Here is a 25,203-nt window from a genome sequence, read left to right as displayed (position 1 = left end):
TCAGAAGGCTCGGGGGCCGGCGGGCCGGGACCCAAAGGCATGGGCGCACGACCACGCAAGGCGGGCGCGCCATCACCCATCACGGTGCAGCCGCGCCGGGCGCGGTACATGGTCACGCCGCTACCGCAGCATCTTCTGCCACCGGGAGTTGCCGAACCGGGCATGGACGCGGTGTGCGACCAGTTGGAGCAGATGCCCGAGGTCACGGTGGTCCGCAGACTCCGGCCGTCGGAGAAGCTGAAAGCGTCCGGCGCGCCCCTCGCCTGCCCGGACATCGCGGTCGTCGAGGCAGCCGAGGCCCAGCTCCCGGCGATGCAGACGCTGCACGTCCACATCGAGCCGGACCTGCCGCTGTCCGCGTCCGGACCCGCCGCCGCGCCGTCCGCAGGGGGCCTGCCGCTGCGCGATCCGGGGCTGGTCCTGCCGCTGGAAGAACCCCTGGAGATCTCCCTACGCGTGTGCGGCCCGGACGGCGAACCGCTGGCCGGCGCGGGCGTGTTCCTGATCGGTTGGTCCTGGCCCGGCCAAGGCATCACCGGGGCCGACGGGACGGTCACCGTCACCATGTCCACGGAGACCGTGGAGTCCGTCCAGTCCCTGTACGTACGTCCCGTGGGCGGGTACGCCGACCGCTGGATCAGCCGTCCAGACCTGTCGGTGACCGCGGAGAACCTGGTCACTCTCACGCCGCTGGCCAAGGTGTACCCGGGACTCGAGGAGAGACAGCAGTACGCCTGGGGCCAGCAGGCCATGCGGCTGGACAGGTTGCCTCCCACGTTCCGCGCCTTCGGCATCAAGATCGCGGTCATCGGTTCGGGTGTCGCCGCCGAGCATCCCGACCTGAAGCGGCGCGTGCACAACGGTGTCGATCTCGTCCGCGGCACGAAGGAGGGCTGGGCCCGCGACACGGTGGGCACCGGGACGCACACGGTCGGCGTCATCGCCGGGGCGGACACCGGCAAGGGCATCATCGGCACCGCGGTCGACGCGGAGATCGAGGTCTGCCAGGTGCTGCCCGGGGGCTTCTTCAGCGACCTGATCGCCGCCCTTGACCACTGCATCGAACGGGAGGTCGACGTCGCGCACATCGCCGTGGCGGCGCCGTACCCGTCGGCGCTGGTCTCCCGGAAACTGGCCGACGCAGGCGCGGCGGGCATCGCCTGCGTCGCCCCTGCGGGCGACTCGGGCGGACCGGTCTGCTTCCCCGGCTCGCTGCCCACCGTGTTCACCGTGGGTGCGCTCGGCGTCTTCGGGTCCTTCCCGCCGGACACCTCCCAAGCCACCCATGTGGGCCCGCAGCTGACACCTGAGGGGTTGTTCGCCGCGCCGTTCAGCGCTTACGGCCCCGGCGTCGACGCGGCCGCTCCCGGCATCGCGGTGTTGTCGTGCTCGCCGCAGGGCGGATACGCGGCGCTCGACGGCACCGGCACGGCCTCGGCCCACGTCGCCGGTCTCGCGGCCCTGGTTCTCGCGCACCACGAGGACTTCCATGGCCAGCTGCTGCCCCGCGGACCGGGTCGGGTTCAGCACCTGTTCGAGATCATCGCAGCCAGCTGCCGCCCTCTGGCCGCCCCGGGCACTATGGACGCGGCCCGCGTCGGCCGCGGTCTGCCCGACGCCCTCGTCGCCCTCGGCCTGGCACCCGGAGTGCAACTCGCTCCGGCTCTGTCCCCTTACGCCCCCACGATGGCCGGTTAGGCCACCCAACACGAAGCGGCACCCCATACCCGCGCGGCTGTGCACGCCGACAACGAGCGATCGCCATCGCGACGGTACTGGGCTGACCGCTGGGTGTACGCGGGGATACAGACCACTTGGCCGTATCCCCGCCTCGTCTGTCAGTGCCGCGTCGCGAAGTCCACGAACGCCGCCCAGCTCTGCGCCGCGAAAACGAGTTGAGCCCCCATCGGCTCCTTGGAGTCCCGCACGTGAACGGCGCCGGGAGTCATGGCGACCTCCACGCATTCGCCCCCCTCATTGCCGCTGTAGCTGCTCTTGAACCAAGCGAGTCGCGCGGAATCCTCAGTGCTCATCGTTATGTCTGCGTCCTCTCGATCAGTTCCAGGGACTCACGTGGCGTGAGCGCCTGGGCCCTGATGGTGCCGTAACGTGCGGCCAGGATACGGACCTCCTCGACATCCGTCGCCAGTCGCGCATGATTCTGGACCTCGGTGTACCCGACCACGCAAGGGCAGGAAACCGCTGATCGCACGGTTCGGTGGTATTCCCCTGATCCGGCAGCGGAAGGCCGTAATCGACGACCTTCCGCCCACCCAGTTCACCCCCCGCATCCGCCCGCGCGGAAGCCAGCTCATCGACCGGCGCCGCAAGGCACGGTGCGAACTCTGCGACAAACGAACCGACGTGCAAGTTCACCAAGTTCGCCACCTCGCAGAGCTCCAAGCGTGGAGGGAACAGCCCACATGGGTGCAGTTGATGCTCAAGAAGCGGCGCAGAACCCTCGTGGTCTGCCCGCCCTGTCATGAAGACATCCACGCATAGCCGGAACCAGGATCACGCCGTAGTCACTGGAGAGCCCGCTGCACCGAAAGGGTGCACGGCGGGTTCGGGCCGGCGGCCACTGGAAAAGGATCCGCGCAGCGGAAACCTCGCCAGTGGCCTACCGGTACTGAAGCACGGGCACGTACCCGGGCGGGACTTCTTGCTGGCTCTCCTTCTGACGAGGCCGGAAGCCGGGCCCGCCACCTTGCGCATCGAGGTCGCCGACTGCCAGGGCGAGCGGCTTCCCCATCCGGCCTCCGCCACGCCGCCGGAAGCCTGGAAGAGCACGGACGAGGTTTGGTCATCGTCGAGTCCCTCGCGGAGCGATGGGGCTTCCAGCCCAGGCGCCTGGTCGGCAAGACCGTGTGGGCCGAGATCCAGCTCAGCCCCGGCTCCCCGTCCTGAACCGCACGGCCGTCTCCACGCCCGGTTGCCCCGTCGCCCCGGGCACGTCCGGTTGAAGCACCGCCAGTACCAGGATCCGTTCACCCGGCGGCGCAGATCCACCTCGTCACCCTTGCACGCACCGCATCGCGGTGGCCTCGCGAAGTCCTCGGCGTGCTCGTGGGCGAGGATCTTGCGGGCGAAATGGTGCCCCTTGATCGTCAGCATGACTTCGCGCGAGTGGCTCTGGGAAAGGGAGTTGAGGCTTCCCAGCAGGGTTGTGTATTCGTCGATGACGACGATCTTCTGGTGCATCACATTGACGCGGACGACGGTCTGCACCACGTCTCGAAGGCGCTGGACCAGCGCGGTCTGTTTCTTCTGACCTGTGTCGTAGGGGTCCCGTACGAAAATGGTGACACGGACTCCGCGGCGTACGGCTTCCTCAAGTACCGGAAGTAGGCCGATCAGCCGTTTCGCCGTCCACGGAGACCAGATCCATAGGGAGGTATTGGCTTCGGCGAGGCGGGCGGCGAAGGTCTCGTAGAAGGAGATCTCGTCGTCGACCTCCGAGACCTCGACATGACGCGAAAGGACATCGGCGAGGCGGGAGCCGAATTCGCCGAGGCCGGTGACAGGCCGCGCGGCAGGGGCGATGAGCCGGGTTGCGGGGATAGAGCGGGTGCGGCCGGCGCGGATGAGCGCACCCAGTTTGCCGAGGGCCGTCTCCTCTCCCGAGGCGAGGATTCGGCTGCGGCTGCCGATGACGTAGAGCCTGGTCTGGACGCGGGTGACGGCGACGTTGCACAGGCGTACGCCATCGCGGGCCCAGGCGGTTGCCTCGGAGGCCCGGGAAGCATGGGCCATCCAGAGACCGTCACCGTAGTCGTCCTCGACCGTGTCGAAGATAACGACCGGAAACTCGCGGCCCTGGAAACGGTGGGCGGTACCCACCTCGGCAAGCTGCCCACCCATCGACTCGGTATCGCGGAGAGCCTCCAGGGTGGCCTCGGCCTGCACTGAATACGGCGTGACCACACCAGCCGATTCGCTGTCCTCGCGGTGCAGGTCGATGAGTGCGCGTGCGAGCAAGGATCCCGCCGGCCACCATCCTTTGCGGCGACCGGTGCGGTGAGCCTGGGCCAGGCTCTGGAGGCCGTCGGTATCGATGATCACGATTTCGGGATCGCCCGGCTCGCGCCTTTCGGCACGCCGCACGACGTCGGGGCCGGGCTTCAGTACGCCGTCGTACGCAAGAGTGTTCGCCAGGTCCATGACGTCAAGCCCGAAGCGGTGCTGGACATCCAGCACGACACACCCGTGGTGGTTCACCGCTGCCGTCGGCGACTCGATGCCGAAATGTTCGAAAACCTCACGCAGAATCCACTTCGCGACATCAGGCCGCTTGCTGCTATCCAGTTTCGGCAGGACGGGGCCAAGCTGCATGAAGTCGCCGAGCAGTACAGCTGTCGTCTTGGCCTTGCCGACCGCGAGGAGCACTTCGGGCAGGGTTGCCGCACCGGCCTCATCGACCAGGACGACGTCGTAATCGCCATCGAACACCGCCTTGACGGTGCGGAAACGCGCGAGGGTAGTGGCAACGACCTTCGCACCACGAATGATCTCGCCTTGTGCGTCGCGTGCGAGCTTGTCGTACTCCTCCTGCAACTCTCGATGTCGGCGTTCCAGCGCCGGGCGATTCTCCTTGTCCGCAGTGACCTGAGGCTTCAGTGTTGCTGCCGCAGCATGGCGTCGGGGGTGTCCGAGGCGATCGGCCTCCATGACACGTGCTTCGGCCGCCTTTGACAGGCCGAGTTGCTCGGCGAGTGGAGAAAGCCGGGCAGCCGCCGCCCGCTCTACTCGCCACGCGTCCTCCAGATCGGTTTCCACAGTGCGCAGGGTCGTCTGCCGGAGCGTGATCTCCGCCTTGCTGAAGGAGATCTTGGCGCGGTGAGCCTCAAGCCGTGCCGTGTATTCCTGCTCGGTTCGGGTGAGTACGGACCGGGCCTCCGCTGCTTTCGTCTGGGCCTTCTCGGTTTCGGTGCGGGCCGTCTCCAGCCGAAGTCGCGCCTTCTCCCTGTCCCGCTTGGCCCGGCGCTTCGCCATGCCGGTCAACCGCTCAAGGTCCATCAGGGCACTGTCGGCCGCATCGCGCTCGTTCTCGGCGAGCAGTGCCTTCGCCTCCACCGCTGTCACGGCGACTCGGAGCTCGGCGAGGTCTGCCTGCACCTCGTCGTATGTCTTCCACTCGGCCTGGGCCTGCTCCGTGGCGCGTACAGCCGCGGCAGCCGCCTTGTACTCCTCCTCCAGTCCCTCGACCCGCTTCCCGGCTTCCTCTGCTTCGCGATCCGCCTGATGACACGCGCGTGTCAGAGCTGAAGAGGTGCGGGTGGGATCGTCCAAGCGGGTGCGGTCCGCGGCGTACCCGATGGCGTCGAAGTTCGCGAGGCTCCGCTCCAGCTCCTCCAGCTCGCGCGCCCGCGCCCGCGCTTCAACCAGCTGCGCGGCAACGGCCCGGCGTCGTTCGTCGACATCGGCGAGCCGCTCGCGCACCATCAGTGTCAGACAGACGCTCGCGTCCTCAGCCACTTCACGCAGATGGGGCGGTCCGACACGGACGATGTGACCGTCCGCGTGCCGCCGCTCCTTCATCACACCCCACAGGGCGTTGTCCACGGCGACATTGGTCGCGGACACTAGGAGAATGCGTTTGCCGCGCGCCATCAGATCCACGATGGCCCGCTTGAGGACGGTGGTCTTGCCGGTGCCGGGAGGTCCCCACACCAGCCACAGCCCCTCGCCCGTGCACGCGCGATACGCGAGGTCCTGAGCGGGCAGCAGCACTCCCGGCGGCAGCCCGGTCGCCGCGAGCCGTCCCGCCCCGGCTTCGCCTCGCGCCATGAGGTGAGCGAGAGGAGCATCGGTGAGCGCGGCCAAGCCTTCACGCAATGCCTTCACGAGGAAGCCGGCGGGCTGCGGCTTCATCCATAGATGAGGGTCGGCGGGGTCGGCGAACTCGGCGACACGCACCCGCAGTGCGGTGCCGTCCTTGAACACGTCGAGCACGGAGTGGCCTGCGTCGACACCGCTTTCGTCCGGCCCGGCCAGCCTCAGGCTGTCGCCTTGAAGTTGGTCTGTCGTGGTGTCGGTGCCACGTACGTCGACGACGTACTCCCCCGGCTTACCGCTCTTCGCCGCTCGCCCCAGCGGACGCCACCGCGGCTCACGCGCCGGCACGCCTTCGTGCGCGACCCAGGCGTCCAACGCCGAGACGACCTCTTCCTGCCAGCCCACATTCCCCCGCTACAACGGCGCTGCCGAGTTCTTGTCCCCCGTGGTACCAGCGAAGTCGAGCGATAACCACAGGGGATCTCGCCAAGGTCGGCGTGCCCATGCCCAAAAATGCTCCTCAGAGCGTGAGCGGTGGCATCGAGGCCATGAGCAAGCCAACCCAGATGCACTCGATCACGATGGCTCGGCAGCACTCCTCAATCCCACGGGGCGGTCAAGCCATGCTCTCCAACGGCCCAGGCCAGTGTGTTCTCCACGGCAGTGACATAGTCGTGCCCCTGCTCTTCGGCGACTGCCAGGAGGCTGGGTTCGCCGAGCACGCTCATCGCCTCGTAGGCTCCTAGGGCGTGTATCGAAAATGGATCTTGGAACGGTTCGGCATCTGGGCATACAAGCCCGTCTCGCAAGATCGGCAGCGGTCGGTGGGCAGGTGCTGGTAGAAGTCGGCCGTGGCAGGAGACCTGTGGACCCCAGTGATTTCGATGGTCGGTGTGGCTGTAGGTGGTGCGTTGACGTATCTGACCCAGCGCACGACCCAGCGGGCGGCTGACCGGGCTGAAGAACAAAGGCGGGCTACGGCGCGGGCGGAGGAGCGACGTGCCGAGCAGATCAGGACCGTGCTGGAGTTCATCCGATGCGCGCTGGAGGCTGAGGGCGTGGCGCATGCGCGGCCGCCGCAATGGGAAGTCGGTGATGACTGGTATGTGACTGCCAGGCCGGCGATGGATGGTCTTCGAATAGCCGAGAAGAGCATCGAGTTGCTGTGTGCCCCTGGCCTTCACTCACCGGCGACCGCCTACGCCCGCGCCCTTAATCAAGCGGTCTGGCAGGAGCGTGACGAGGGGAGCCTGGCCGAGCACCTGGAGCCGTTCAAGGCGGAGTTTCTCGCTGTAGCACGCCGCAGCCTGACCTGACGTCACAGGTCATAGCCACTCATTGATCGCAGCGACCAGTACGGTCGCCTCGTAGCGCACAGCCAGCTTGTCGTACCTCGTGGCCACGGCCCGGTGCCTCTTGAGGCGGTTGATGCCGCATTCGACCGCGTGGCGCTCACGGTAGTCGACCGGGTCGAACTTCGGTGGCCGACCGCCGCGCGAGCCGCGCTTCTTGCGGTTGCGGGCCTGATCGGCCTTGTCTGGGATGGTGCATCGGATCCCGCGACGTCGCAGGTAGGCGCGGTTCTTCCGGGAGGCGTATGCCTTGTCGGCGCGCACTCGATTGGGTCGGGTGCGCGGTCGGCCGGGCCCGGTGCGGGGCACGCGGACCTTGTCCAGGACGGGCTCGAACTGCGGGGAGTCGCCGCGCTGCCCTGCCGTGATGACGATCGACATCGGCTTTTGCCGCTGCTCGACAGCCAGATGCAGCTTGGTAGTCAGGCCGCCGCGCGAGCGTCCGAGTCCGTGGTCGGCCGGTTCGACGGTGGTGCCGCCGGGCGGCTCCTTCTGGAGGCCCCCCCTTTCGGCGCACCGGCGGCGTGCTGGTGGGCGCGGACGATGGTGGAATCGACGTTGATGTCCCAGGTGATCAGGCCCTTGGCGTCGGCCCGGGCCTGCAGCTCGGTGAAGATCCGCTGCCAGGTGCCGTTGCGCTGCCACCGGCGGAAGAGGTCGTACACCCGGCCCCATGGCCCGTACTCGACAGGTATGTCCCGCCAGGGGATGCCGGTGCGGACCCGAAACCGTATGCCGTCGATCAGCTGCCGCCTGGTCCATATCGGCGGTCGGCCGATCTTCTTGCCTCTCGGCAGCAGCGGCTCCAGCACCGCCCACTCCCCGTCCGTCAGATCTCCACGCGCCACAAATCAAGATCATCCCACGGTGAAGATCCACTTTCGATACACGCCCTAGCTCTTCGGCCGACTTCCCCAGCCGACGCTCGAATAACGCGGACGGGTCAGCCTCCCAGGCACGGGCCATGTCTGCCTCCGGTCGAGGTGGCCGAGCAACGCTGTGACTACCCACTGTATCCAGGACCACACCCATAGGTGAGAGGGTCGCCCCCCAGGGCCGAGCCGCCTGTTGGTGGCACGGAAGCCGTCAGGGGCGGCTCCCGTGCGGTCGGAGCACCGGTCGGCTACGTGCGAGCTCGATTCACCGTCGCCCGGAAGGTGGTCTGGATGACCAGCTCACCGGGCATCGATGGTTCGGTTCGCCCCCATGTGCCGCGTCCCCCGCCGGGGGCACCTTGGTTGAGGTGCCAGCAGACCCCGCCATCAGCCACACCCGCGCAGCGGGGGAACCTCAGAGTGCGGGGTCTCCGCGCGTGTGCGGCCAGACGCACCCGAACGCAGTCCGATGACAGTGATCACGTAATGACCACGCAATGATCTTGAAGGCCAAATGCACAGGTCACATGCGCTTTGGGCGTCCTCTCTGCCAGGTGAGTCTGGGTCGAGGATCGGAGGCTCTTCGTGGATGGGCAGAGGCTCGCCATCTATGACGAACCCGAGAGACACCTGTACGCGCGCAGGTAGTTACGCACGTCGTCTCGGATTAGCCGTTCGGGATACTGGCCTCCGGCCCCGCGCCGCCCCGCGTCGTAGACGAGGCGCACCAACGCTCGATACCGCCCACGCAACTCGGTGTCGTTGATCGAGAAGAGTTCGGTGAACATCCCATGGCGGACGATCTCCATGGCCTCAGCGCAGCGCGCCAGCGCGTGTTCACTCAGCCTGGGATTTTCAAGAGCTGCGTCCGGAAGTGAGGGCATCCAGGCATAGCGATCGGCCGAACGCTCAAGAAGCTGCGCCGAGCGCTCAAGAAGCTGCTTGGCTGCTGCCGCCGAGGTCTCCCGCTCCGGTATCGCGCGCAGGACGACGGCCATTCGATGTCCTGCGCGTCGTTCTCGAACTCCGGAGTCCCGGGGTCAGGTCCAGGCCCATGGGGGACCTCTCGGAGTGCATCACGTTGATGGCCTTCGCCAGGAGCCCGGCGTGATGGACGGCGTTGTCGAGCGCAGCGCGCAGCAGGTTCCTGCCCCCCGGCGTCCGGATTGTCACCACCGTCGATGGCCACGCGGCCGTGCTCTTGGGCGTGCATCACGGAGAGGGGATGGCCTGTTCGATGGCCTGCGGCAGCATGCGCGCTGGGTGAGCGAGGTTGCCGCGGGCATCGCAGGAGTGGCTGGGGTTCTCTCCTACCGACGTGAGCGGGTCCCTTCCGGACGAAGTGGGGTGTGGGATGGCCCGGGAAGCCGTCTGAACGGGCCGATCGTCAGAGGTTGGCCGGGGCTTTGGTGAGGCTGACGGTGCGGATGGCGGTCAATACCTCGGCGGCCAACTGCTCGGCCGTAGGGGGTACCTGACGCAACTCCCGCACCACGTCCTGCACGGGCACGGGTGGTGCTGCGCGGCTGGCAGATGCCTAGCCGCAGCTCGAAGAAGACAGCCACTTCGGGGCGCTGGTGGTAGCGGGCGCGGCTGCCCATCCCTGGGGACCAACGTGCCAATCGTGCTCGTAGCGCGGGGCGTCCTCGGCGGTGGCATGCCCGCGGGCGAAGCACACCGCCCACGAGGCGGGTTGTGGTCAAGATCCGCCAGGTTACGGGTCTGTCCCAGCGGGCGGCGGCCGCGAACAGGTGTGGAACGGTGGTGGGATTCGCCGTCCCGGGTCCGTCGGCGGCGTGCCCGGGAGCGGTGTGGCGCACTGTGTTCGGGCCCCGTTTCCCGCGCCGGGCGGTGGCAGAAGAGACGGCACGGCAGGGGTGCGGGAGGGGCAGTGCGGGCGGGGTGTGCCCGGTGGTGGTGGGCGTTGTGCCTGGCTGTGCGCGTAACAGGGGTGTATCAGGGGGGTGCTTGGGCGGAACGTGCCCCGGGTCGGGCGGCTCCTGCTGATCAGAAACGCTCGCTCGTACCGACGTGTACCGAGCGGTCGGCACCCCCAACCGATACTGAGGAAGAAACGATGCGCGTTCACAAGCTCACCTTCGCCGCCCTGGTCGTTGCTGCGGGTCTCTCGCTCACGGCGTGCCAGAACGACGATGACAGCACGGGACAGAGCGACCCCTCGTCCGCGTCCAGTGCGTCTTCCTCGAGCGGCGGTTCGGGCTCGGGCGGTTCGGATCAGGGCGGCGGGAAGGACTCCGGCGAGCAGGGCACGGCCGCCGGGACCGGCTCCAACGAGAACAGCAAGATCGGCAAGTGCCGCACCGACGAGCTGGAGATCACGGCGGCGGACGGCACCATCGACGGCGACGGCGAGGGCACCGTCGCGGTGACGCTGAAGAACGGCGGCGGCCGGGACTGCACGATCTCCGGGTTCGCGGGCGTCGACCTGAAGACCAGCGAGGGGGCGCTGTCCGCGAAGCGCAGTGGCCAGCCGGCCGAACCGCACGTCCTCAAGGACGGGGAGTCGACGTACTTCGGCGTCAACTACCCGTTCAACGAGTCGGGCGGCTCCGGCGTCCGCGTCACGGGGCTGGTGGTGACCCCGCCGAACGAGACGAAGTCGGTCACCCTCGACTGGCCTGGCGACGGCACGCTGCCCGTCACGGACGGTTCCGGCTCCCCGGTGAAAGTCGGCCCGATCGGGGGCATCGGTCAGGGCGGCTGACTCGTACGTCCCGGGGTGCTCAGGCCGCACCGCACCACCGCTGCCCGAGCACCCGCCGGTACGGAACGCAATCGAATCCACGGACGGGATGCCCCCCTGGCTCTCGCCTTGGCCGGGCCGACAGACAGCGCATGCGCCAGGCCGCGCATCGAAGCCGCTGACCGTCACTGCGGGAGCTCCCACCGCCGACCGGCAATGCTGGCACTAATGCGAGGGGCGGCACGGCTCCATGCCGGGAACACGTGCGTTCGCCGACGACGGCGAAACGTGGATCGGGCTCCGCGCCCTCGTCAGCGTGCACAGGTGGCCCTCCCGAGCGGTGCGCGCTGAAGCGACCTCGGCTTCCGATCAGCTGGAAGCTCATTGACCGCACCCTTGGCGGGCGGGTTCGCGTACTCGCCGAACATGGCCGATATTGACCTTATGGGCATATGGAATAAATGCGACGAGATGCTCGTCCACCAAGGCGAGCCCTACAACGCCGAAACGCCCGTCGACGCCCTCGCAGCCGAGATCACGCCCCTGGACGCCTTCTACGGCCGCAACCACGCACCCATCCCCCACCTCGACTCCGCGGACTGGCGGCTGCGAGTGGAAGGTCTGGTCGATCGGCCGCTGGAGCTGTCGATGGACGATCTACGCCGCCTCCCCGAGCGGACGGTGGTAGCGACGTTGCAGTGTGCGGGCAACCGCCGCGCCGATCTCATCGAGGTCCGCGACATACCCGGCCAGGTCCCCTGGGGCCCCGGAGCCATCTCCACCGCGAGATGGAGCGGGGTGAGCCTGGCAGATGTGCTGGCCAAAGCCGGGGTACGGCCGGAAGCCGCCCACATCGCCTTCACCGGCCCCGACGTGTCCGAGCTGGCCGATCCGCCCCAGCCCTTCGGCGGCTCCATACCCGTGGCCAAGGCCACCTCCAGCGAGGTACTCCTGGCCTGGGCCATGAACGATCAGGCGCTGCCCACCGCGCACGGCGCTCCCCTGCGCGTGGTCGTCCCGGGTTGGATCGGCGCCCGCAGCGTCAAATGGCTCCAGCGCATCAGCGCACAGGCCGAACCGACCGACAACTACTTCCAGACGGAATACAGCATCCTGCCTCCCGAAGCCGACCCCGAGACGGCAGGACCGGGCGCCGGCATCACCCTCGGGCCGGTCGCCATCCACTGCGCCATCCTGCGGCCCGGCAAGGACGCCCACCTGGCCTCCGGTCCGACCGAGGTCAGCGGGTTCGCCTTCGCCGGAGACGACCGCACCGTGGCACGCGTGGATGTCTCCGCCGACCACGGCGGCACCTGGACCCACGCGGACCTCGACCCGCCGGAGAATCCCTGGACGTGGCAGCACTGGCACACCACGCTCAACCTGCCCATCGGCGAGACCGAACTCATCGCACGCGCCTGGGACTCCACCGCGGCCGTGCAGACCGAATCCCCGGCGACCGTGTGGAACCCCAGGGGGTACGCCAACAACGCCGCGGCCCACCTGCACATCACCTGCCACCCCTGACCGGACGCCGCGGCAGACGGCAGGGCCCGCTGCCGCCCGACCTCGCAGTCTCGTCGAGCAGGTTCTCGCGTGGACCAGGCAGAGATCGGCCGAGTTTCATGACGTCGATGTGGACCAGTTCGCCGACCGACCGCGTCGCCGATCCCGCTCAGGGTTTCGGGAGCTGATCCTCGGGGAAGCAGCCACTTTGGGAGCGCTCCCATGCACTTCCACTGTCCCACTCCCCCCAAGGACGATGGAGGAAGATCGCGAATGATTTGTCATGAACGCGGCAATTCCTTACGTTGGGCATCTCGCGCCGTCGGTCTGCTGGCCGCGGCGCTGCTGTGTCTGATCCCGTGGTCCACCACCGCGAGCGCCCATGGATCGGTCGTCGACCCCGCGTCCCGCAATTACGGTTGCTGGCTGCGCTGGGGTGACGACTTCCAGAACCCCGAGATGGCGCAGAAGGACCCCATGTGCTGGCAGGCGTGGCAGGACAACCCCAACGCCATGTGGAACTGGAACGGGCTGTACCGCAACGGCTCCGCCGGTGACTTCCCGGCGGTGATCCCGGACGGGCAGCTGTGCAGCGGTGGCCACACCGAGGGTGGCCGCTACAACTCGCTGGACACGCCGGGCGCCTGGCAGACGACGAACATCGGCAGCAAGTTCACCGTCGAGCTGTACGACCAGGCCAGCCACGGCGCGGACTACTTCAAGGTGTATGTGAGCCGCCAGGGGTACGACCCCACCACCCAGCCGCTGAAGTGGAGTGACCTGCAACTGGTCACCACGACCGGCAAGTACGGCCCCAGCCAGAACTACTCGATCGACGTCAGCACCTCCGGCTACACCGGCCGCCACGTCGTCTACACGATCTGGCAGGCATCGCACATGGACCAGACGTACTTCCTGTGCAGTGACGTGAACTTCGGCTGAGCCACCTCGCGAAAATTCACGCACCCGCGCCACGGCCCCGCCGGATGCTGCTCCTCCGGCGGGGTCACTTCGGCTGGATCAACTGCCTTGGTACGTAGTTCATATGCTGGAGATGGCCTACCCGGATCCACGTCTCGGCGTTGCCCGAGCCGGTCGACCCGTCGCCGTTGGCGCAGGCGTGCAGCCAGGTTTCGCCGTCGCTGGAGGTGGTGTCCTCGATGCCGCGGAAGGCGCCGGACATCACGACGCGACGGGCCATCGCACGGACCCGGTCGGCGTGGTCGGGGCCTCTGAGAGGTGCCCGGGCGATGAGGAAGTCGTGTGGTGCGGTGTAACGGAGCAGGCCGTAGGCGGGGCCGTAGCGGCGGGCGGCGATGTTGGCGCTCTGTGTGTGTTCCACGGAGTAGTCGCCGTAGATCAGTGGGCCCGGGAATTCCGGGCGGGCAGCGCGGACCGTTTGGCGGATCTGCCAGTCGTGGCGTTCCGCGATACGCGTCGGCTGTTCCCACCGGTCCCAGTCACGAGGGAAGGCTCCCGCGGTGAGGACGACCGTGCGCCAGGAGACGAGTGCGCCGAGGGCATCCAGGGCGACAAGGGCCTGTTTGGTCGCCTTGGTGGCGTCCGCGACCATGCCGATGTCCAGGATGAGATCGAGCTGGGACGGGGGAAGGCAGAGTTGGGCGATCAGGGTCAGCAGGTCCGTGGGGCTCGGTTCGCCTCGCCCGGCGTCGAGCAATACGCGTATGCCGATGCCTCGTCCGCTGAGGAAGGCCAGATCAGCGGCATAGCGCTGGAGGGTCGGGGCTCGTTCCGGGCCGGTGACCAGGCGTAGCTCGCTTCTGGTCGCCACATGCCATAAGCCGATGGCCGACGCTTCGACATGGCGCTCGATATGGACGGGGTCCACCCAGCCGGTGAGCCCGTCCATCGCCTCGATGAGGTCGTCCATGCGCTTGGTGAACCAATGGCCCAGTTCCGGCGAGTCGGTGTCCGGGTCGGTCGCGAGGGGCGCCCCTCTGATGCGCTCCGGCCCGACGCGGGGAACGACCGTCCACAGTGGCGCGACACGTCGTCCTACTTCTGTGTCCAGGCCCGCGTAGGCGTCCCACGCGCTCCGGCGCGTCGGCAGTACGGGTACGTAGATCGGCTCGACCATCGCGGATCCCCCCTCGACCCCGCTGAATCGCTCCTGGTTGAAGGGTGAATCGGGACGCCCCGGCGCCGAAAGGGCGCAATCACGGCAGAGCGCAATTCCGGCCAGTGATCGGCTTCGGCGCGAGGGCGTAGGCGTTGGAGGTTCCGGGACCTCCCGAGCGCCGGTCAGGTCAGGGGACAGCGAAGGTCCGGCATCCAGTGGTTGGGGGTGCAGGTCACCAGGGCCAGGGAGAGGAAAGAGGTGCGGCCCAGGTAGAAGCCGATGGAGATGTCCGTGCCGTGGGTGAGGCGGTCGGCGGCTGTGGTGACCAGGCGGGCCAAGCGGGCGGTGTCGGCTTCCTGGTGGGAGAGGAAGCCGGGGGCGTGTTCGGTCAGTTCGCGGCCCAGCCAGGCCGCCGCGTCCTTGGGTTCTTCGAAGGTGGCGCGGATGAGGGTGGAGGACTTCAGGAGCCAGAGGGACGTTTCCAGCGGGGGGAGCTCCGAGCGGCGGAACGTTTCCAGGAGCGTGCGGTAGTGCTCCTCGTCCTCCGCCGTGACGGGCGGGCGGGGGCGGTCGGGCAGGCGACGTCGGGCCTCCCGGTCGAACAGCTCCTTCTCGCCCAGCCACGAGTACGCGTGGATGTGCACGCGTCAGGGGTTCCCCCCGAGGGTCTCCCGGAAGGCCACTGATGGGGTGATGGGTGGGTGATCCCTTGGTGGTCGGCTGTCGCGTTACTCCGATATCTCGATCTTCGCCACCGAGTCGTAGAACGACAGATGGTCCTTGATCTCCGCCACCTTCTCGATCGGCCGCGGGTACGCCCACACCACGTCCGGACGGGGTTCCGCCTCGTCGCCCGCCGCTCCGCGGTAGGTCCAGTACGCGGCCTCGCCCTTGAAGGGGCAGGTGGTGTGGGAATCAGTCGGTTCGAAGAGGGTCAGGTCCACGTCCTCCGGGGGGAGGTAGTAGCGGACCGGGAGACCGGTCTCGTGGACCAGCAGGGGGTGGGTCGACTCGGCGACGACACGGCCGTCGATCGTGACCGTGACGTGCTGGGAGCCGCGCTCCACATCGACGCGGTGTCCGCCGGTGCCGGTGGTCGGCGGGTGGGAAGCGGGGGTGGGCATCTCTTCCTTGCCTCCTCGGTGTGCGGGTGTCTGCGGGTGCATGTCGGCTGCCCCGGTCTGCGGTTCCGGGTGGGGGCTCCCTCGGGTTTCCCTCGGTTTCCCGGTGTGACAGACGTCATGTCTCCTGTCTGTCGCAACGCTCCCGGTGGCGGCGTCATTCCGCGTCGTGCGTCTCCCGGGGCCAGGCCCGGCCCTCCTGGCGTTCCACCTCGCGGTTGAAGCGGGTGAGGACGTCCTCGAAGCGGATCACGTCCTCCGGGGTCCACGACTCCAGCAGCCGGGACAGGCCGGTCTGCCTGCACGTCCGCTCCGCCGCCATGCGGTCCGCGCCCTGCGAGGTGATGCGGAGCTTGCGGGCCAGGCCGCCGTCGGGGTCCGGGATGCGTTCGACGAGGCCGGCCCGGAGCAGGGCGCCGGTCTGGCGGTTGACCGTCGATACGTCCAGCTGGAACGCGTCCGCCAGCTGGCCGATCGACATCGCGCCCTCCGCGTCCAGGCGGGAGAGGAGCAGATAGCCGGAGCGGTCCAGACGGGCGGGGGCGGTGGCGCAGGGCTCGGGGCGGGGTTCGCCGCGAGACTCGGTACGGGGTTCGGTACGGGGTTCACCGCGAGGCTCGGTACGGGGCTCGCCGCGAGACTCGGCGCGGGTCTCCTTGCGGGGGTCCGGGCCGGTGTCCCGCTTCGCGGTGGGCTGCTCGGACTCGGCGGTCTGGGGGTCCGTCGCCTGGCAGCCCTTCCGTTCGCGGGGTGTCAGGACTGAGCACCTGGCCACCAGCATCAGCTCGCGTTCCAGTCGCTCCAGCCGTCGATCGAGCACGATTCCTCCTCGCCTCCCCCGCGCCCATCAATGGAAGTGTGAACGATACACACCATGTGTAGGATGCACACCTCTCATCGTTTCTTATCGTTCCACTCATCGCTCGACTCTCGAAATCCCTTGGAGGCGGCATTCGCATGCCCCAGTCAGCCCCACCTCGCGCCGCGGAACATATGAGCGTCGCGCCGTCCGGCACGCCGCTCCCGCGGGAGGTCGGCGGTGGCTTCGTGGCGGTGCTCGCGTTCTGCGGTATCGCCGTATCCGTGATGCAGACGCTGGTCGTTCCGCTGGTCACGGAGCTGCCCCAGCTGCTGCACACCACCAGTTCCAATGCGTCCTGGGTGGTCACCGCCACCCTGCTCGCCGGTGCGGTCTCCACCCCCGTCATGGGGCGGCTCGGGGATATGTTCGGCAAGCGCCGGATGCTGATGGTCGCGCTGGCGCTGATGGTCATCGGCTCGCTGACCTGTGCCGTCACCTCGGATCTGGTGGTGATGGTGGTCGGCCGGGCCATCCAGGGCGGGGCCATGGGGGTCATTCCGCTCGGCATCAGCATCATGCGGGACGAGCTTCCGCCGCATAAGCTCGGCTCGGCCATGGCTCTGATGAGCTCGTCGCTGGGCATCGGCGGCGCGCTGGGGCTGCCCGCCGCCGCGTTCGTGGCGCAGCACACCAACTGGCACGCGCTCTTCTACGGGGCCGCGGGGCTGGGCGCGATATCGATGGCCCTGGTGCTCAGCGTCGTCCCGGAGTCCTCCGTCCGTACCCCCAGCCGCTTCGACGCCATCGGCGCGCTCGGACTGACGGCCGGTCTCGTCTGTCTGCTGCTGCCCATCACCAAGGGCGGTGACTGGGGCTGGACGAGCGGCACCACGCTCGGGCTGTTCGGCGCGGCCGTGGTGATCCTGCTGCTGTGGGGCGTCTTCGAACTGCGCACCGCCGAGCCGCTGGTCGACCTGCGGACCACGGCCCGGCGGCAGGTGCTGCTGACCAACCTCGCCTCAATCATGGTCGGCTTCTCGTTCTACGCGATGTCGCTGATCCTTCCGCAGCTGCTCCAGCTCCCGGAGGCCACGGGTTACGGCCTGGGCCAGTCGATGGTCATGGCGGGGCTCTACTTCGCCCCGATGGGCGTGGCCATGATGCTCGTCTCACCGCTGTCCGCGCGCATCAACGCCGCCCGCGGGCCGAAGGTCTCGCTGGTCATCGGGCTGATCGTGATCGGCGCGACGTACGGTGCGGGCCTGGTGATGATCGACCACATCTGGCAGATCGTGGTGCTCTCCACCGCGCTCGGCATCGGTATCGGCATCGCGTACTCCGCCATGCCCACGCTCATCGTCAGCTCCGTCCCGGCCGCCGAGACGGGCGCGGCGAACGGGCTCAACACCCTGATGCGGTCCATCGGCATGTCCACCTCCAGCGCGGTGGTCGGGGCGATCCTGGCGCACCAGACCATCGACTTCGGCGGGGTGGCGCTGCCGAGCAAGGACGGGTTCAAGATCTCCTTCCTGGTGGCGTGCGTGGCCTCGGTCGTCGGTCTTCTGATCGCCCTGTTCCTGCCCGCGCGGCGGCGCGCCGCGCTGGCCCCCGTCGCCGCCTCGGCTCCTGCGGCCAAGCCCGCTCCGGTGGCTGATTCCGCTCCTGCGGTCGACCCCGTTCCGGTTGGTGTCCCGGCCGCCGTTGCCGCCTCGCCTTCGGCGGCGGTCGCGGGGGTCGCGGGGGTCGCGGAGTACGCCGAGGTCGCGGACGATGTGCCCGTTCTCACCGGCAGCGCCATCCACGGCCGTGTCCTCGGCCCCGGCGACACCCCGCTCGCCGACGCCGCCATCACCCTCATCGACACCGGCGGCCGTCAGCTCGGCCGTACGGTCACCGGCCACGACGGCCGGTACCACCTGCCCGCCCCCGACACCGCGAGCGTCGTCCTCATCGGCTCGGCCGCCGGATATCAGCCGCAGGCCGCCACGCTGCTGGTGTCGGACCTGCCGGTGGTCTGCGATCTGCGGCTGTCCGGCGGGGGCGGGCTGACCGGGTCCGTACGGGCCGTCGGCGGCGAGCCGCTGGCCGGTGCGATCGCCACGGCCACCGGGCCCGACGGCGATGTGGCCGGGTCCGCGACCGCCGACGAGAAGGGCGAGTTCGCGCTGCCCGAGCTGGCTCCGGGGACGTACACGCTGACCGTGGCCGCCGCCGGGCACCGGCCGTACGCCACCCAGGTGGAACTCACCGCGGGTGAGCCGGTGCGCGTGGACGCCGAGCTACGGCCCGCGGCCCGGGTCGGGGGCACCGTACGGGACCGGGGCGGCCGGCCGCTCGGGGACACCCGGGTCTCGCTGCTGGACGCGTCCGGTGATGTGGTCGGGCAGGTCGTCACCGGTCAGGACGGGTCCTTCGGCTTCGAGGCCCTCACCGGCGATCACTACACGGTGGTGGCCAGCGGCTACGCCCCCGCGACCCGGCAGATCACGGTCGGCGGCGCGGCGGGGCCCGAGCGGCGGGATGTGGACTTCCTGCTGGGTCACGGCGAGGAGTGAGACGGAGTCCTCAGCGGTAGGGCCGCGGCGGTAACACGCTCGTCAGAGGTTCGGAGCCATGGAGCAGCGCCCCCGGGCGCTGCTCCTTCTCATTCGTCCTCCTCGGGGAGGCTCTCCCACGCTTCGCCCTTGCGGTACAGCTCGAAGCCCTCCTCGTCCGCGATGGACTCCGCCTGGGAACGGCTGCGGAGGGAGATCTCATATGTGTGGCTGTCAACGGTCGCGTGGACGCCCGAGCCGTCGGTGACCGTCTCGATGGAATGCGTCTCGTAGATGACGCGTCCCGGCTCGCACTTGCTCCAGACCACGTGCATGCTCACTGCCATCGGACCCACTCCCGCAGACGAGTCCCCTGGTTTCAGGGTCTCACCTGATCGCCTGGTCCACATGGCCTGAAGTGGCCCCCGTGGCGCCCGTGGCCCCTCTGCCGCGCGTGGCGCCCGGCTCCCCCGTCCGGCCGGGAGCGGCGGCGGTCCCCCGTCTGCCGAAGAGCGCCACGTTCGCCAGGGCAAGCACCACCAGCGCGCCTCCGAACCACATCACGCCGGCGACCGCCATCCCGTCCGCCGCCCGTCCGCCGAGCAGCGCGCCCAGCGATATCGCCACGTTGAAGGCCCCGACGTACAGCGCCGACGCCGCCTCCCGTGCGTCCGGTGCCGCGTGCAGCACCCAGGTCTGGCAGGTCACCGACACCCCGCCGTACGCCAGGCCCCACACCAACAGCAGCACGGCCGCCCCGGCCGTCGTGGCACCGGCGACCGGGATCAGCAGCTCGGCCGCCGCCAGCAGGGTGAAGATGACCATGAGGGTGCGGCGGGGGTCACGGTGGGCGGTGGTACCGGCCAGGAAGTTCCCGGCGATGCCCGCCACGCCGTACGCCAGCAGCAGGGTGCTGATCAGGCCCGTCCCGACCTCGGCCACGTCCTCGAGCACCGGGCGGACGTATGTGTACGCGCCGAAGTGGCCGGTGACCAGCAGCAAGGTGGTGATGAGGCCGATCCGCAGCCGGACGTTGCGGAACAGCGCCGGCACCTCGCGCAGCCGGATGGTCCCGGTCGCGGGCAACGGTGGCAGGGTGACGGCCATGGCGGCGGCCACGGTCAGCGACAGGGCGGCCATGGCGGCGAACGCGACCCGCCAGTGGAGCAGATCGCCGATGAGAGTCCCGATCGGCACCCCGAGCACCGAGGCCACCGCGATACCGCTGAAGATCAGCGTGGTGGCGTGGCCAGCGGACCGCTCGGGGACCAGCCGCACCGCGAGCCCGCCCGCGATGGACCACACCCCGCCGATGCTCACCCCGACCAGCACCCGGGCGGCCAGCAGCACGGCGAAGCCGGGTGCGAGCGCGGACAGCAGATCGGCGACGGCCAGCAGCCCCATCAGACCGCACAGCACCGGCCGCCGGTCGAAGCGGCCGACGGTGACGGTGAGCAGCGGGGCGGCGAGCGCGGCGACCAGACCGGGCACGGTCATGGTCAGCCCCGCCGTACCATCCGAGACCCGGAGCGCGGAGCCCATCGAGGTGAGCAGGCCGACCGGCAGCATTTCGGTGGTGACCACGGAGAAGGTGCCGACCGCGACGGCGACGACGGCGAGCCAGGCCCTGAGCGGCGAGCGCACCGCGGGAGGTGACCCGGATGCGCCTGCCGGAGCGGTGGATTCCGTGCTATTGGACATGTCCTAAGCGAACAGCTGTACCCCTGCGGGAACAACGCCCACGTTTTCAGCCATACATGAGCGAGGCTCATCAATACGGAGAGGGCGGCCACCCCGCTTCGCGGTTCCGCCCCGGTGCCGTGCCCCGAAGCGCGTGGCCGCCCCTCCCGCCTCGGCGTATCGGCTACGGCACATCCCTGCGCATGCACACCCGTGGCCAACGGGCCAGCCCATGACCGGCCTCGCAGCGCCGGATCTCGCGCAGGCCGGGGGTGAGCTCGGCCTCGGTCAGGGTCCGGAAGCCGCACCGTGCGGCGTAGTACGGGGCGTTCCAGGCCACGTCCACGAAGGTGGTCAGGGTGAGCGCGGGGACGCCGTCGTCGGCGGCCCGTGCCGCGATGTGGTCGATCAGGGCCCGTCCCACGCCTCGGCGGGCGCTGTCGGGGTGGACCGAGATCTGCTCGATATGGATGTTTCCGTCGACGGGGTCGGTGATCAGGTACGCCATCGCCCGGTCGGCCTCGTCCACCGCGACCCAGGCCCGTCCGGCCCGCTGGTAGCGGCTCAGCTCCTCCAGGCTCAGTGGCTCGTCATCGGCGACCTCGTCCATCCCGATGTCCCGGAAGCAGAGTCCGGCGGCGCGCTCTATGTCCTGGAGGACGGGGAGTTCTTCACTGGTGCTCGTTCGAATCCGCACCCCACCATCATCCTCCGGACCGGAGGAACAAAGGTGTGCCCCCCACCGCCGTGGAGAGCACCCTTCGGCCGTTCCTTCATATGAACGCATATGAACACCACCGGACCGAGGTCACCCCAATGACCTCGGCTTCTCCGCTGGTGATGATCAAGAACCTACCAAGGACCGCCCATGGGGGCGAGGTTGAGGGGGTGTCATATCCGTCCGCACACCCGGCCCCTCTGTCCTTACGCCTCGGCCGCCATGCCTTCACGCCTCGGCCGCCATGCCCTCACGCCTCGACCGCCCGGGTCCTTACACCTCCGCCTCGGCCGCCGCGCCCTCCGCGATCGCCTCCTCGACCTCGCCCGTGCGCTCCGCCTCCTCCGTCGCGAAGCGCCGTCGGTCCAGCTGCTCGGCCAGCTCCTCGTCCTGGTTCATCAGCTGGTCGAGGTTGCTGTCGCCCAGTTCCAGCACGCCCATGTCGACATACGCCCGCTGGAGCCGCTCGCCCCACAGCCCGATGTCCTTCACACAGGGCACGATCCGGCTGAACAGCAGCTTGCGGAACATATGCAGGAACGGCGACTGCTCGCAGTACTCCTCGGCCTCGGCCTTCGGGATGCCGAAGTTCTCCAGGACCTCCACCCCGCGCAGCCGGTCGCGCATCAAGTAGCAGCCCTCGATGACGAATTCCTCGCGTTCGCGCAGCTCCGCGTCGCTCAGCTGCCGGTAGTAGTCGCGCAGCGCCATCCGGCCGAAGGCGACATGGCGGGCCTCGTCCTGCATGACGTAGGCGAGGATCTGCTGGGGCAGCGGCTTGTCGGTGGTGTCGCGGATGAGGCCGAACGCGGCGAGCGCGAGGCCCTCGATGAGCACCTGCATGCCCAGATAGGCCATGTCCCAGCGGGAGTCGCGGAGGGTGTCGCCGAGGAGGGTCCGCAGATCGGTGTTGATGGGGTAGAACGTGCCCAGCTTGTCGTGCAGGAAGCGGCCGTAGAGCTCGGCGTGGCGGGCCTCGTCCATGGTCTGGGTCGCGGAGTAGAACTTCGCGTCGAGGTCGGGCGCGGACTCCACGATCCGGGCCGCGCACACCATCGCGCCCTGTTCGCCGTGGAGGAACTGGCTGAACTGCCAGGCGGCGACGTGATGCCGCAGCTCGCCCTTGTCCCGGTCGGTCATCCGGTCCCAGTGGCGGGTGCCGTGGAGGGCGAGGGACTCATCGGGGGTGCCCAGCGGATCGTACGGGTCCACGTCCAGGCCCCAGTCGATCCGCTTGACCGCGTCCCACTGCTTGTCCTTGCCCTTCTGGTAGAGGGCGAGCAACCGGGCCCGGTGGTCGTCGTACTCCCAGCTGAATCGGGCGGCGCCGCCGGCGGGCACCTGCCACAGGGGGTCCCCGGGATCCATCGCGTAGAGCTCTTGCGTCGACACCGACGCCTCCTTCGCCTCGCTCCCCCGTGAACGGATGCGTACTCGGCAGGCTCACACGTCCTTTACCAGCGGTCAATAAGACCTCCCCAAGGGATTGACGCCCTTGCTGACACGGAGTCTCATAAACTGTATCCGCCGGTAACCCTTCCCACCGGCGTCTGTCCGAGCCATCAGTGAGGTGCCCTCAGCGATGACCACCACGACCGAACCGCCCGCGCTCCGGGACGCGCTCGGGCTGATCAAGGACCGCGAACGGGTCGCCGAGCGGCTGCTCCAGTCCTCCGCCAAGCACTCCTTCGACCCCGACACCGAACTGGACTGGGACGCGCCGTTCGAGCCCGGCAAGTGGTTCTGGCCACCGGAGCTGGTCTCGCTCTACGACACCCCCATGTGGCGCCGGATGTCCGAGGAGCAGCGGCTGTTGCTGTCCCAGCACGAGGCGGCGGCCCTCGCCTCGCTGGGCATATGGTTCGAGATCATCCTGATCCAGCTGCTCACCCGGCATATCTACGACAAGCCCGCGACCAGCGCCCATGTGCGGTACGCGCTCACCGAGATCGCCGATGAGTGCCGCCACTCCAAGATGTTCGCGCGGCTGATCGCCAAGGGCGGCACCCCGGCGTATCCGGTCGCCCGGCTCCACCACAACCTGGGCCGGTTCTTCAAGACGGTCTCCACCACACCCGGTTCCTTCACCGCGACCCTCCTCGGCGAGGAGATCCTGGACTGGATGCAGCGGCTCACCTTCCCCGACGAGCGCGTTCAGCCGCTGGTGCGCGGGGTGACCCGGATCCATGTGGTCGAGGAGGCCCGCCATGTGCGGTACGCGCGCGAGGAACTGCGCCGCCAGATGCTGCGGGCGCCGCGCTGGGAGGCGGAGCTGACCCGGATCGGATCGGGCGAGTTCTCCCGTATCTTCTCGCAGGCGTTCATCAACCCCAAGGTCTACACGGACGTGGGGCTCGACCGGCGCGCGGCCGTCGCTCAAGTGCGGGCCAGCGCCCACCGGCGCGAGGTGATGCGCAGCGGCGCCCGCAAGCTGACCGAATTCCTCGACGACGTCGGGGTGATGCGGGGCGTGGGCCGCCGACTGTGGAAGAGCTCGGGGCTGCTGGCCTGAGCGCCCCGCCGGAGCCCCGCCGTCGATCATCAGGGAGGGCATCGGGCCGGGGCCCGAGGGGGTATTCGGTCCGAATCGAAGGGGGCATCCGCTTCGTCACCATGGCCGGTTACGCTGCCAGACATGACGACAGGCAGCGGCACCGCTTCGGCGCCCCCGGAGGCGACACCCCCGGCGGAGGCGAGCGCCGCCGCCCGCCCGGCGGCGGAACCCCCGCCCGCCGCACGCCCTCCGGGCACCGCGGGCCCACCGGCCGCGCGGCGGGGGAGCTACCGCAGGCTGAGCGTCGAGGCGCGGCGCGCCGAACTCCTCACCGCCGCCCTCGGCCTCTTCGCCCATCGCGTGCCCGAGGATGTGTCGCTGGACGATGTGGCCGCGGCCGCCGGCGCCTCCCGGCCGCTGGTCTACCGCTACTTCCCGGGCGGTAAGCAGCAGTTGTACGAGGCGGCGCTGCGCAGCGCCGCCGATGAGCTGGAACGGTGCTTCGAGGAGCCCAGGAGCGGTCCGCTCAGCGGCCGGCTGAGCCGGGTGCTGGACCGCTATCTGGCCTTCGTGGACGAGCACGACGCGGGGTTCAGTGCGCTGTTGCAGAGCGGCAGCGTGGTCGAGACCTCGCGGACGAACGCGATCGTCGACGAGGTGCGGCGGACGGCGGCCGAGGAGATCCTGCTCCATCTGGCGGTCAAGGAGCCCGGTGTACGACTGCGGATGATGGTCCGCACCTGGATCACGGCCGTCGAGGCGGCCTCGTTGATCTGGCTGGACGAGGAGAAGCAGCCGCCGGTGGAGGAGCTGCGCGACTGGCTCGTGGACCACTTCGTCGCGCTGCTGACCGCCACCGCGACCACGGATCCGCAGGCGGCGCGGGTGATCCGGGCAGCGCTCGTGATCGAGCCCGCCGAGGGCCCGGTCGGGCGACTGGCCCGCCGCGTGGTGCCCGCGCTGGGCGAGGCGTCGCATCTGCTGTGACGGGTGCGGCCGGTGAGATGTGCGGGCGTGAGGTGTGGCGGCTGTGCGGCGTACGGCCGGTGACCGCCGTGGCGCGGGCGATGCTGTGAGACTGGTGCGGTGAGAAGCGAGGAGACGCCCTTCGTGGGCGGGCCGATGGACGGCCGGGTGCTGCGGGTGCTGGTCGGCCCCACGGGCCAGCCGCCGAAGACCTACGAGGTGCCGGTGGAGGACGAGGCGGGCGGACCGCCGACGGTGTACGTCTACCGCCGCGTTCCCGCCGCGACGTCCAAGCGGCTGGGCCTGATCCGGGGCTGGGCCTACGCATACGACCCGGAGGGAAAGCCGGGCGGCGGGCTGAAGTGGCCGTGGTCCAAGCCGAGCTGATGGTCCGGGCCGGGCCCACGGCCCGCCGGACGAGTGACCGCATTCGTCCGACTCGCCCACAATTCTCCTGAAGATACGAACGTCATGCCACGATCCCTGCTGAGCTGGACGCCGAACAGAGGCGTCACGGAACCGGAGGTGATCACGTGTCAGGACGGATCGTGGGCTCGGTCTGCGCGGCGGCGATCACCGCGGCCGCCGCGCTCGTA

Annotated in this window: 24 protein-coding genes and 1 pseudogene; 10 read left to right on the top strand and 15 right to left on the bottom strand. The window is 69.2% G+C overall.

Features of this window, described 5'->3' with window-relative positions; translation table 11 throughout:
• Positions 1-39 precede the first annotated feature (39 nt).
• On the top strand, positions 40-1,698 hold the full coding sequence (locus NQU54_RS22045; RefSeq protein WP_257632563.1) for a S8 family serine peptidase: 1,659 nt from the start codon (positions 40-42) through the stop codon (positions 1,696-1,698).
• 140 nt (positions 1,699-1,838) lie between these two features.
• Here NQU54_RS22045 and NQU54_RS22040 read toward each other — a convergent pair whose 3' ends face one another.
• Both NQU54_RS22040 and NQU54_RS22035 read right to left on the bottom strand, forming a co-directional pair.
• A complete protein-coding gene (locus NQU54_RS22040; RefSeq protein WP_257632562.1) occupies positions 1,839-2,033 on the bottom strand; it encodes a DUF397 domain-containing protein in 195 nt (64 codons plus the stop codon).
• Positions 2,034-2,035: 2 nt separating this feature from the next.
• Positions 2,036-2,182: pseudogene (locus NQU54_RS22035) on the bottom strand (transcriptional regulator); the annotation flags it as partial.
• A gap of 20 nt (positions 2,183-2,202) precedes the next feature.
• Between NQU54_RS22035 and NQU54_RS50135 the strand changes: the two are divergent.
• The gene (locus NQU54_RS50135; RefSeq protein WP_372505984.1) at positions 2,203-2,502 is read left to right on the top strand and encodes an HNH endonuclease; all 300 of its coding nucleotides are present in this window, start codon (positions 2,203-2,205) and stop codon (positions 2,500-2,502) included.
• Between the two features lie 12 nt (positions 2,503-2,514).
• On the opposite strand, the gene NQU54_RS22030 is transcribed toward NQU54_RS50135, so the two are convergent.
• Both NQU54_RS22030 and NQU54_RS22025 read right to left on the bottom strand, forming a co-directional pair.
• Positions 2,515-6,180, bottom strand: coding sequence for an AAA domain-containing protein (locus tag NQU54_RS22030; protein WP_257632561.1), 3,666 nt, complete (start codon positions 6,178-6,180; stop codon positions 2,515-2,517).
• A gap of 194 nt (positions 6,181-6,374) precedes the next feature.
• Positions 6,375-6,503: a hypothetical protein gene (locus NQU54_RS22025; protein WP_257632560.1), complete on the bottom strand. Its 129-nt coding sequence runs from the start codon at positions 6,501-6,503 to the stop codon at positions 6,375-6,377.
• 123 nt (positions 6,504-6,626) lie between these two features.
• Between NQU54_RS22025 and NQU54_RS22020 the strand changes: the two genes are divergently transcribed.
• Positions 6,627-7,091, top strand: a complete 465-nt coding sequence (locus NQU54_RS22020) for a hypothetical protein (RefSeq protein ID WP_257632559.1) — start codon at positions 6,627-6,629, stop codon at positions 7,089-7,091.
• Positions 7,092-7,100: 9 nt separating this feature from the next.
• On the opposite strand, the gene NQU54_RS22015 is transcribed toward NQU54_RS22020, so the two are convergent.
• The 3 genes from NQU54_RS22015 to NQU54_RS22005 form a co-directional block, all read right to left on the bottom strand.
• Positions 7,101-7,975 (bottom strand): IS5 family transposase gene (locus tag NQU54_RS22015; protein WP_257632558.1). Its coding sequence is split into 2 segments (ribosomal slippage): positions 7,101-7,582 and positions 7,582-7,975, totalling 876 coding nucleotides; the frame shifts between segments, so codons are not numbered across the junction.
• A 635-nt stretch (positions 7,976-8,610) separates the two neighbouring features.
• A complete protein-coding gene (locus NQU54_RS22010; RefSeq protein WP_257632557.1) occupies positions 8,611-9,000 on the bottom strand; it encodes a hypothetical protein in 390 nt (129 codons plus the stop codon).
• Between the two features lie 389 nt (positions 9,001-9,389).
• Positions 9,390-9,512, bottom strand: coding sequence for a hypothetical protein (locus NQU54_RS22005; protein WP_257632556.1), 123 nt, complete (start codon positions 9,510-9,512; stop codon positions 9,390-9,392).
• 567 nt (positions 9,513-10,079) lie between these two features.
• Here NQU54_RS22005 and NQU54_RS22000 point away from each other — a divergent pair.
• The 3 genes from NQU54_RS22000 (at position 10,080) to NQU54_RS21990 (ending at position 13,154) form a co-directional block, all read left to right on the top strand.
• Positions 10,080-10,727 (top strand): DUF4232 domain-containing protein, encoded by a 648-nt coding sequence (locus tag NQU54_RS22000; RefSeq protein WP_257632555.1) that lies wholly within the window; start codon positions 10,080-10,082, stop codon positions 10,725-10,727.
• 405 nt (positions 10,728-11,132) lie between these two features.
• A complete protein-coding gene (locus NQU54_RS21995) occupies positions 11,133-12,233 on the top strand; it encodes a sulfite oxidase (RefSeq protein ID WP_257632554.1) in 1,101 nt (366 codons plus the stop codon).
• A gap of 252 nt (positions 12,234-12,485) precedes the next feature.
• Positions 12,486-13,154, top strand: coding sequence for a lytic polysaccharide monooxygenase auxiliary activity family 9 protein (locus NQU54_RS21990; protein ID WP_257632553.1), 669 nt, complete (start codon positions 12,486-12,488; stop codon positions 13,152-13,154).
• A 64-nt stretch (positions 13,155-13,218) separates the two neighbouring features.
• Here the strand turns inward: NQU54_RS21990 and NQU54_RS21985 are convergent, their stop codons facing one another.
• From NQU54_RS21985 to NQU54_RS21970, 4 genes are all read right to left on the bottom strand, one after another.
• Complete coding sequence (locus NQU54_RS21985; protein WP_257632552.1) at positions 13,219-14,310, bottom strand: beta family protein; 1,092 nt, start codon at positions 14,308-14,310, stop codon at positions 13,219-13,221.
• 164 nt (positions 14,311-14,474) lie between these two features.
• Positions 14,475-14,936, bottom strand: a complete 462-nt coding sequence (locus tag NQU54_RS21980) for a hypothetical protein (protein WP_257632551.1) — start codon at positions 14,934-14,936, stop codon at positions 14,475-14,477.
• Positions 14,937-15,020: 84 nt separating this feature from the next.
• Entirely contained in the window at positions 15,021-15,416 is a 396-nt protein-coding gene (locus NQU54_RS21975) for a DUF427 domain-containing protein (protein ID WP_257632550.1), read from the bottom strand.
• A 154-nt stretch (positions 15,417-15,570) separates the two neighbouring features.
• Positions 15,571-15,945 carry a MarR family winged helix-turn-helix transcriptional regulator gene (locus NQU54_RS21970; RefSeq protein ID WP_257632618.1) on the bottom strand — a complete coding sequence of 125 codons (375 nt, stop codon included), beginning with the start codon at positions 15,943-15,945 and terminating at the stop codon, positions 15,571-15,573.
• Between the two features lie 461 nt (positions 15,946-16,406).
• On the opposite strand from NQU54_RS21970, the gene NQU54_RS21965 reads away from it, so the two are divergent.
• Complete coding sequence (locus tag NQU54_RS21965; protein WP_257632549.1) at positions 16,407-18,770, top strand: MFS transporter; 2,364 nt, start codon at positions 16,407-16,409, stop codon at positions 18,768-18,770.
• 89 nt (positions 18,771-18,859) lie between these two features.
• Here the strand turns inward: NQU54_RS21965 and NQU54_RS21960 are convergent, their stop codons facing one another.
• From NQU54_RS21960 to NQU54_RS21945, 4 genes are all read right to left on the bottom strand, one after another.
• A complete protein-coding gene (locus tag NQU54_RS21960) occupies positions 18,860-19,096 on the bottom strand; it encodes a hypothetical protein (RefSeq protein ID WP_069873253.1) in 237 nt (78 codons plus the stop codon).
• Between the two features lie 40 nt (positions 19,097-19,136).
• A complete protein-coding gene (locus NQU54_RS21955) occupies positions 19,137-20,450 on the bottom strand; it encodes an MFS transporter (RefSeq protein ID WP_257632548.1) in 1,314 nt (437 codons plus the stop codon).
• A 163-nt stretch (positions 20,451-20,613) separates the two neighbouring features.
• Complete coding sequence (locus NQU54_RS21950; RefSeq protein WP_069873249.1) at positions 20,614-21,126, bottom strand: GNAT family N-acetyltransferase; 513 nt, start codon at positions 21,124-21,126, stop codon at positions 20,614-20,616.
• A gap of 294 nt (positions 21,127-21,420) precedes the next feature.
• Positions 21,421-22,539, bottom strand: a complete 1,119-nt coding sequence (locus tag NQU54_RS21945; protein ID WP_069873247.1) for a ferritin-like domain-containing protein — start codon at positions 22,537-22,539, stop codon at positions 21,421-21,423.
• A 190-nt stretch (positions 22,540-22,729) separates the two neighbouring features.
• Between NQU54_RS21945 and NQU54_RS21940 the strand changes: the two genes are divergently transcribed.
• From NQU54_RS21940 to NQU54_RS21930, 3 genes are all read left to right on the top strand, one after another.
• Entirely contained in the window at positions 22,730-23,659 is a 930-nt protein-coding gene (locus NQU54_RS21940; protein ID WP_173963213.1) for an AurF N-oxygenase family protein, read from the top strand.
• Positions 23,660-23,782: 123 nt separating this feature from the next.
• Positions 23,783-24,628: a TetR/AcrR family transcriptional regulator gene (locus tag NQU54_RS21935; protein ID WP_257632547.1), complete on the top strand. Its 846-nt coding sequence runs from the start codon at positions 23,783-23,785 to the stop codon at positions 24,626-24,628.
• Positions 24,629-24,727: 99 nt separating this feature from the next.
• Entirely contained in the window at positions 24,728-24,994 is a 267-nt protein-coding gene (locus tag NQU54_RS21930) for a DUF8847 domain-containing protein (protein WP_167503329.1), read from the top strand.
• The last annotated feature ends 209 nt before the right edge of the window (positions 24,995-25,203 follow it).

This window comes from Streptomyces malaysiensis subsp. samsunensis (genome assembly GCF_024519315.1).
Classification (GTDB): domain Bacteria; phylum Actinomycetota; class Actinomycetes; order Streptomycetales; family Streptomycetaceae; genus Streptomyces; species Streptomyces malaysiensis.
This window is presented reverse-complemented; position numbering and strand designations above follow the sequence as displayed.

Coding starts and splice junctions, on each gene's coding strand:
- NQU54_RS22045 (WP_257632563.1), top strand. CDS start 40: ATGGGCGCACGACCACGCAAGGCGGGCGCGCCATCACCCATCACGGTG.
- NQU54_RS21990 (WP_257632553.1), top strand. CDS start 12,486: ATGATTTGTCATGAACGCGGCAATTCCTTACGTTGGGCATCTCGCGCC.
- NQU54_RS21985 (WP_257632552.1), bottom strand. CDS start 14,310: ATGGTCGAGCCGATCTACGTACCCGTACTGCCGACGCGCCGGAGCGCG.
- NQU54_RS21995 (WP_257632554.1), top strand. CDS start 11,133: ATGGCCGATATTGACCTTATGGGCATATGGAATAAATGCGACGAGATG.
- NQU54_RS21955 (WP_257632548.1), bottom strand. CDS start 20,450: ATGTCCAATAGCACGGAATCCACCGCTCCGGCAGGCGCATCCGGGTCA.
- NQU54_RS21940 (WP_173963213.1), top strand. CDS start 22,730: ATGACCACCACGACCGAACCGCCCGCGCTCCGGGACGCGCTCGGGCTG.
- NQU54_RS22000 (WP_257632555.1), top strand. CDS start 10,080: ATGCGCGTTCACAAGCTCACCTTCGCCGCCCTGGTCGTTGCTGCGGGT.
- NQU54_RS21975 (WP_257632550.1), bottom strand. CDS start 15,416: ATGCCCACCCCCGCTTCCCACCCGCCGACCACCGGCACCGGCGGACAC.
- NQU54_RS22025 (WP_257632560.1), bottom strand. CDS start 6,503: ATGAGCGTGCTCGGCGAACCCAGCCTCCTGGCAGTCGCCGAAGAGCAG.
- NQU54_RS21965 (WP_257632549.1), top strand. CDS start 16,407: ATGAGCGTCGCGCCGTCCGGCACGCCGCTCCCGCGGGAGGTCGGCGGT.
- NQU54_RS21960 (WP_069873253.1), bottom strand. CDS start 19,096: ATGGCAGTGAGCATGCACGTGGTCTGGAGCAAGTGCGAGCCGGGACGC.
- NQU54_RS22010 (WP_257632557.1), bottom strand. CDS start 9,000: ATGGCCGTCGTCCTGCGCGCGATACCGGAGCGGGAGACCTCGGCGGCA.
- NQU54_RS22040 (WP_257632562.1), bottom strand. CDS start 2,033: ATGAGCACTGAGGATTCCGCGCGACTCGCTTGGTTCAAGAGCAGCTAC.
- NQU54_RS21935 (WP_257632547.1), top strand. CDS start 23,783: ATGACGACAGGCAGCGGCACCGCTTCGGCGCCCCCGGAGGCGACACCC.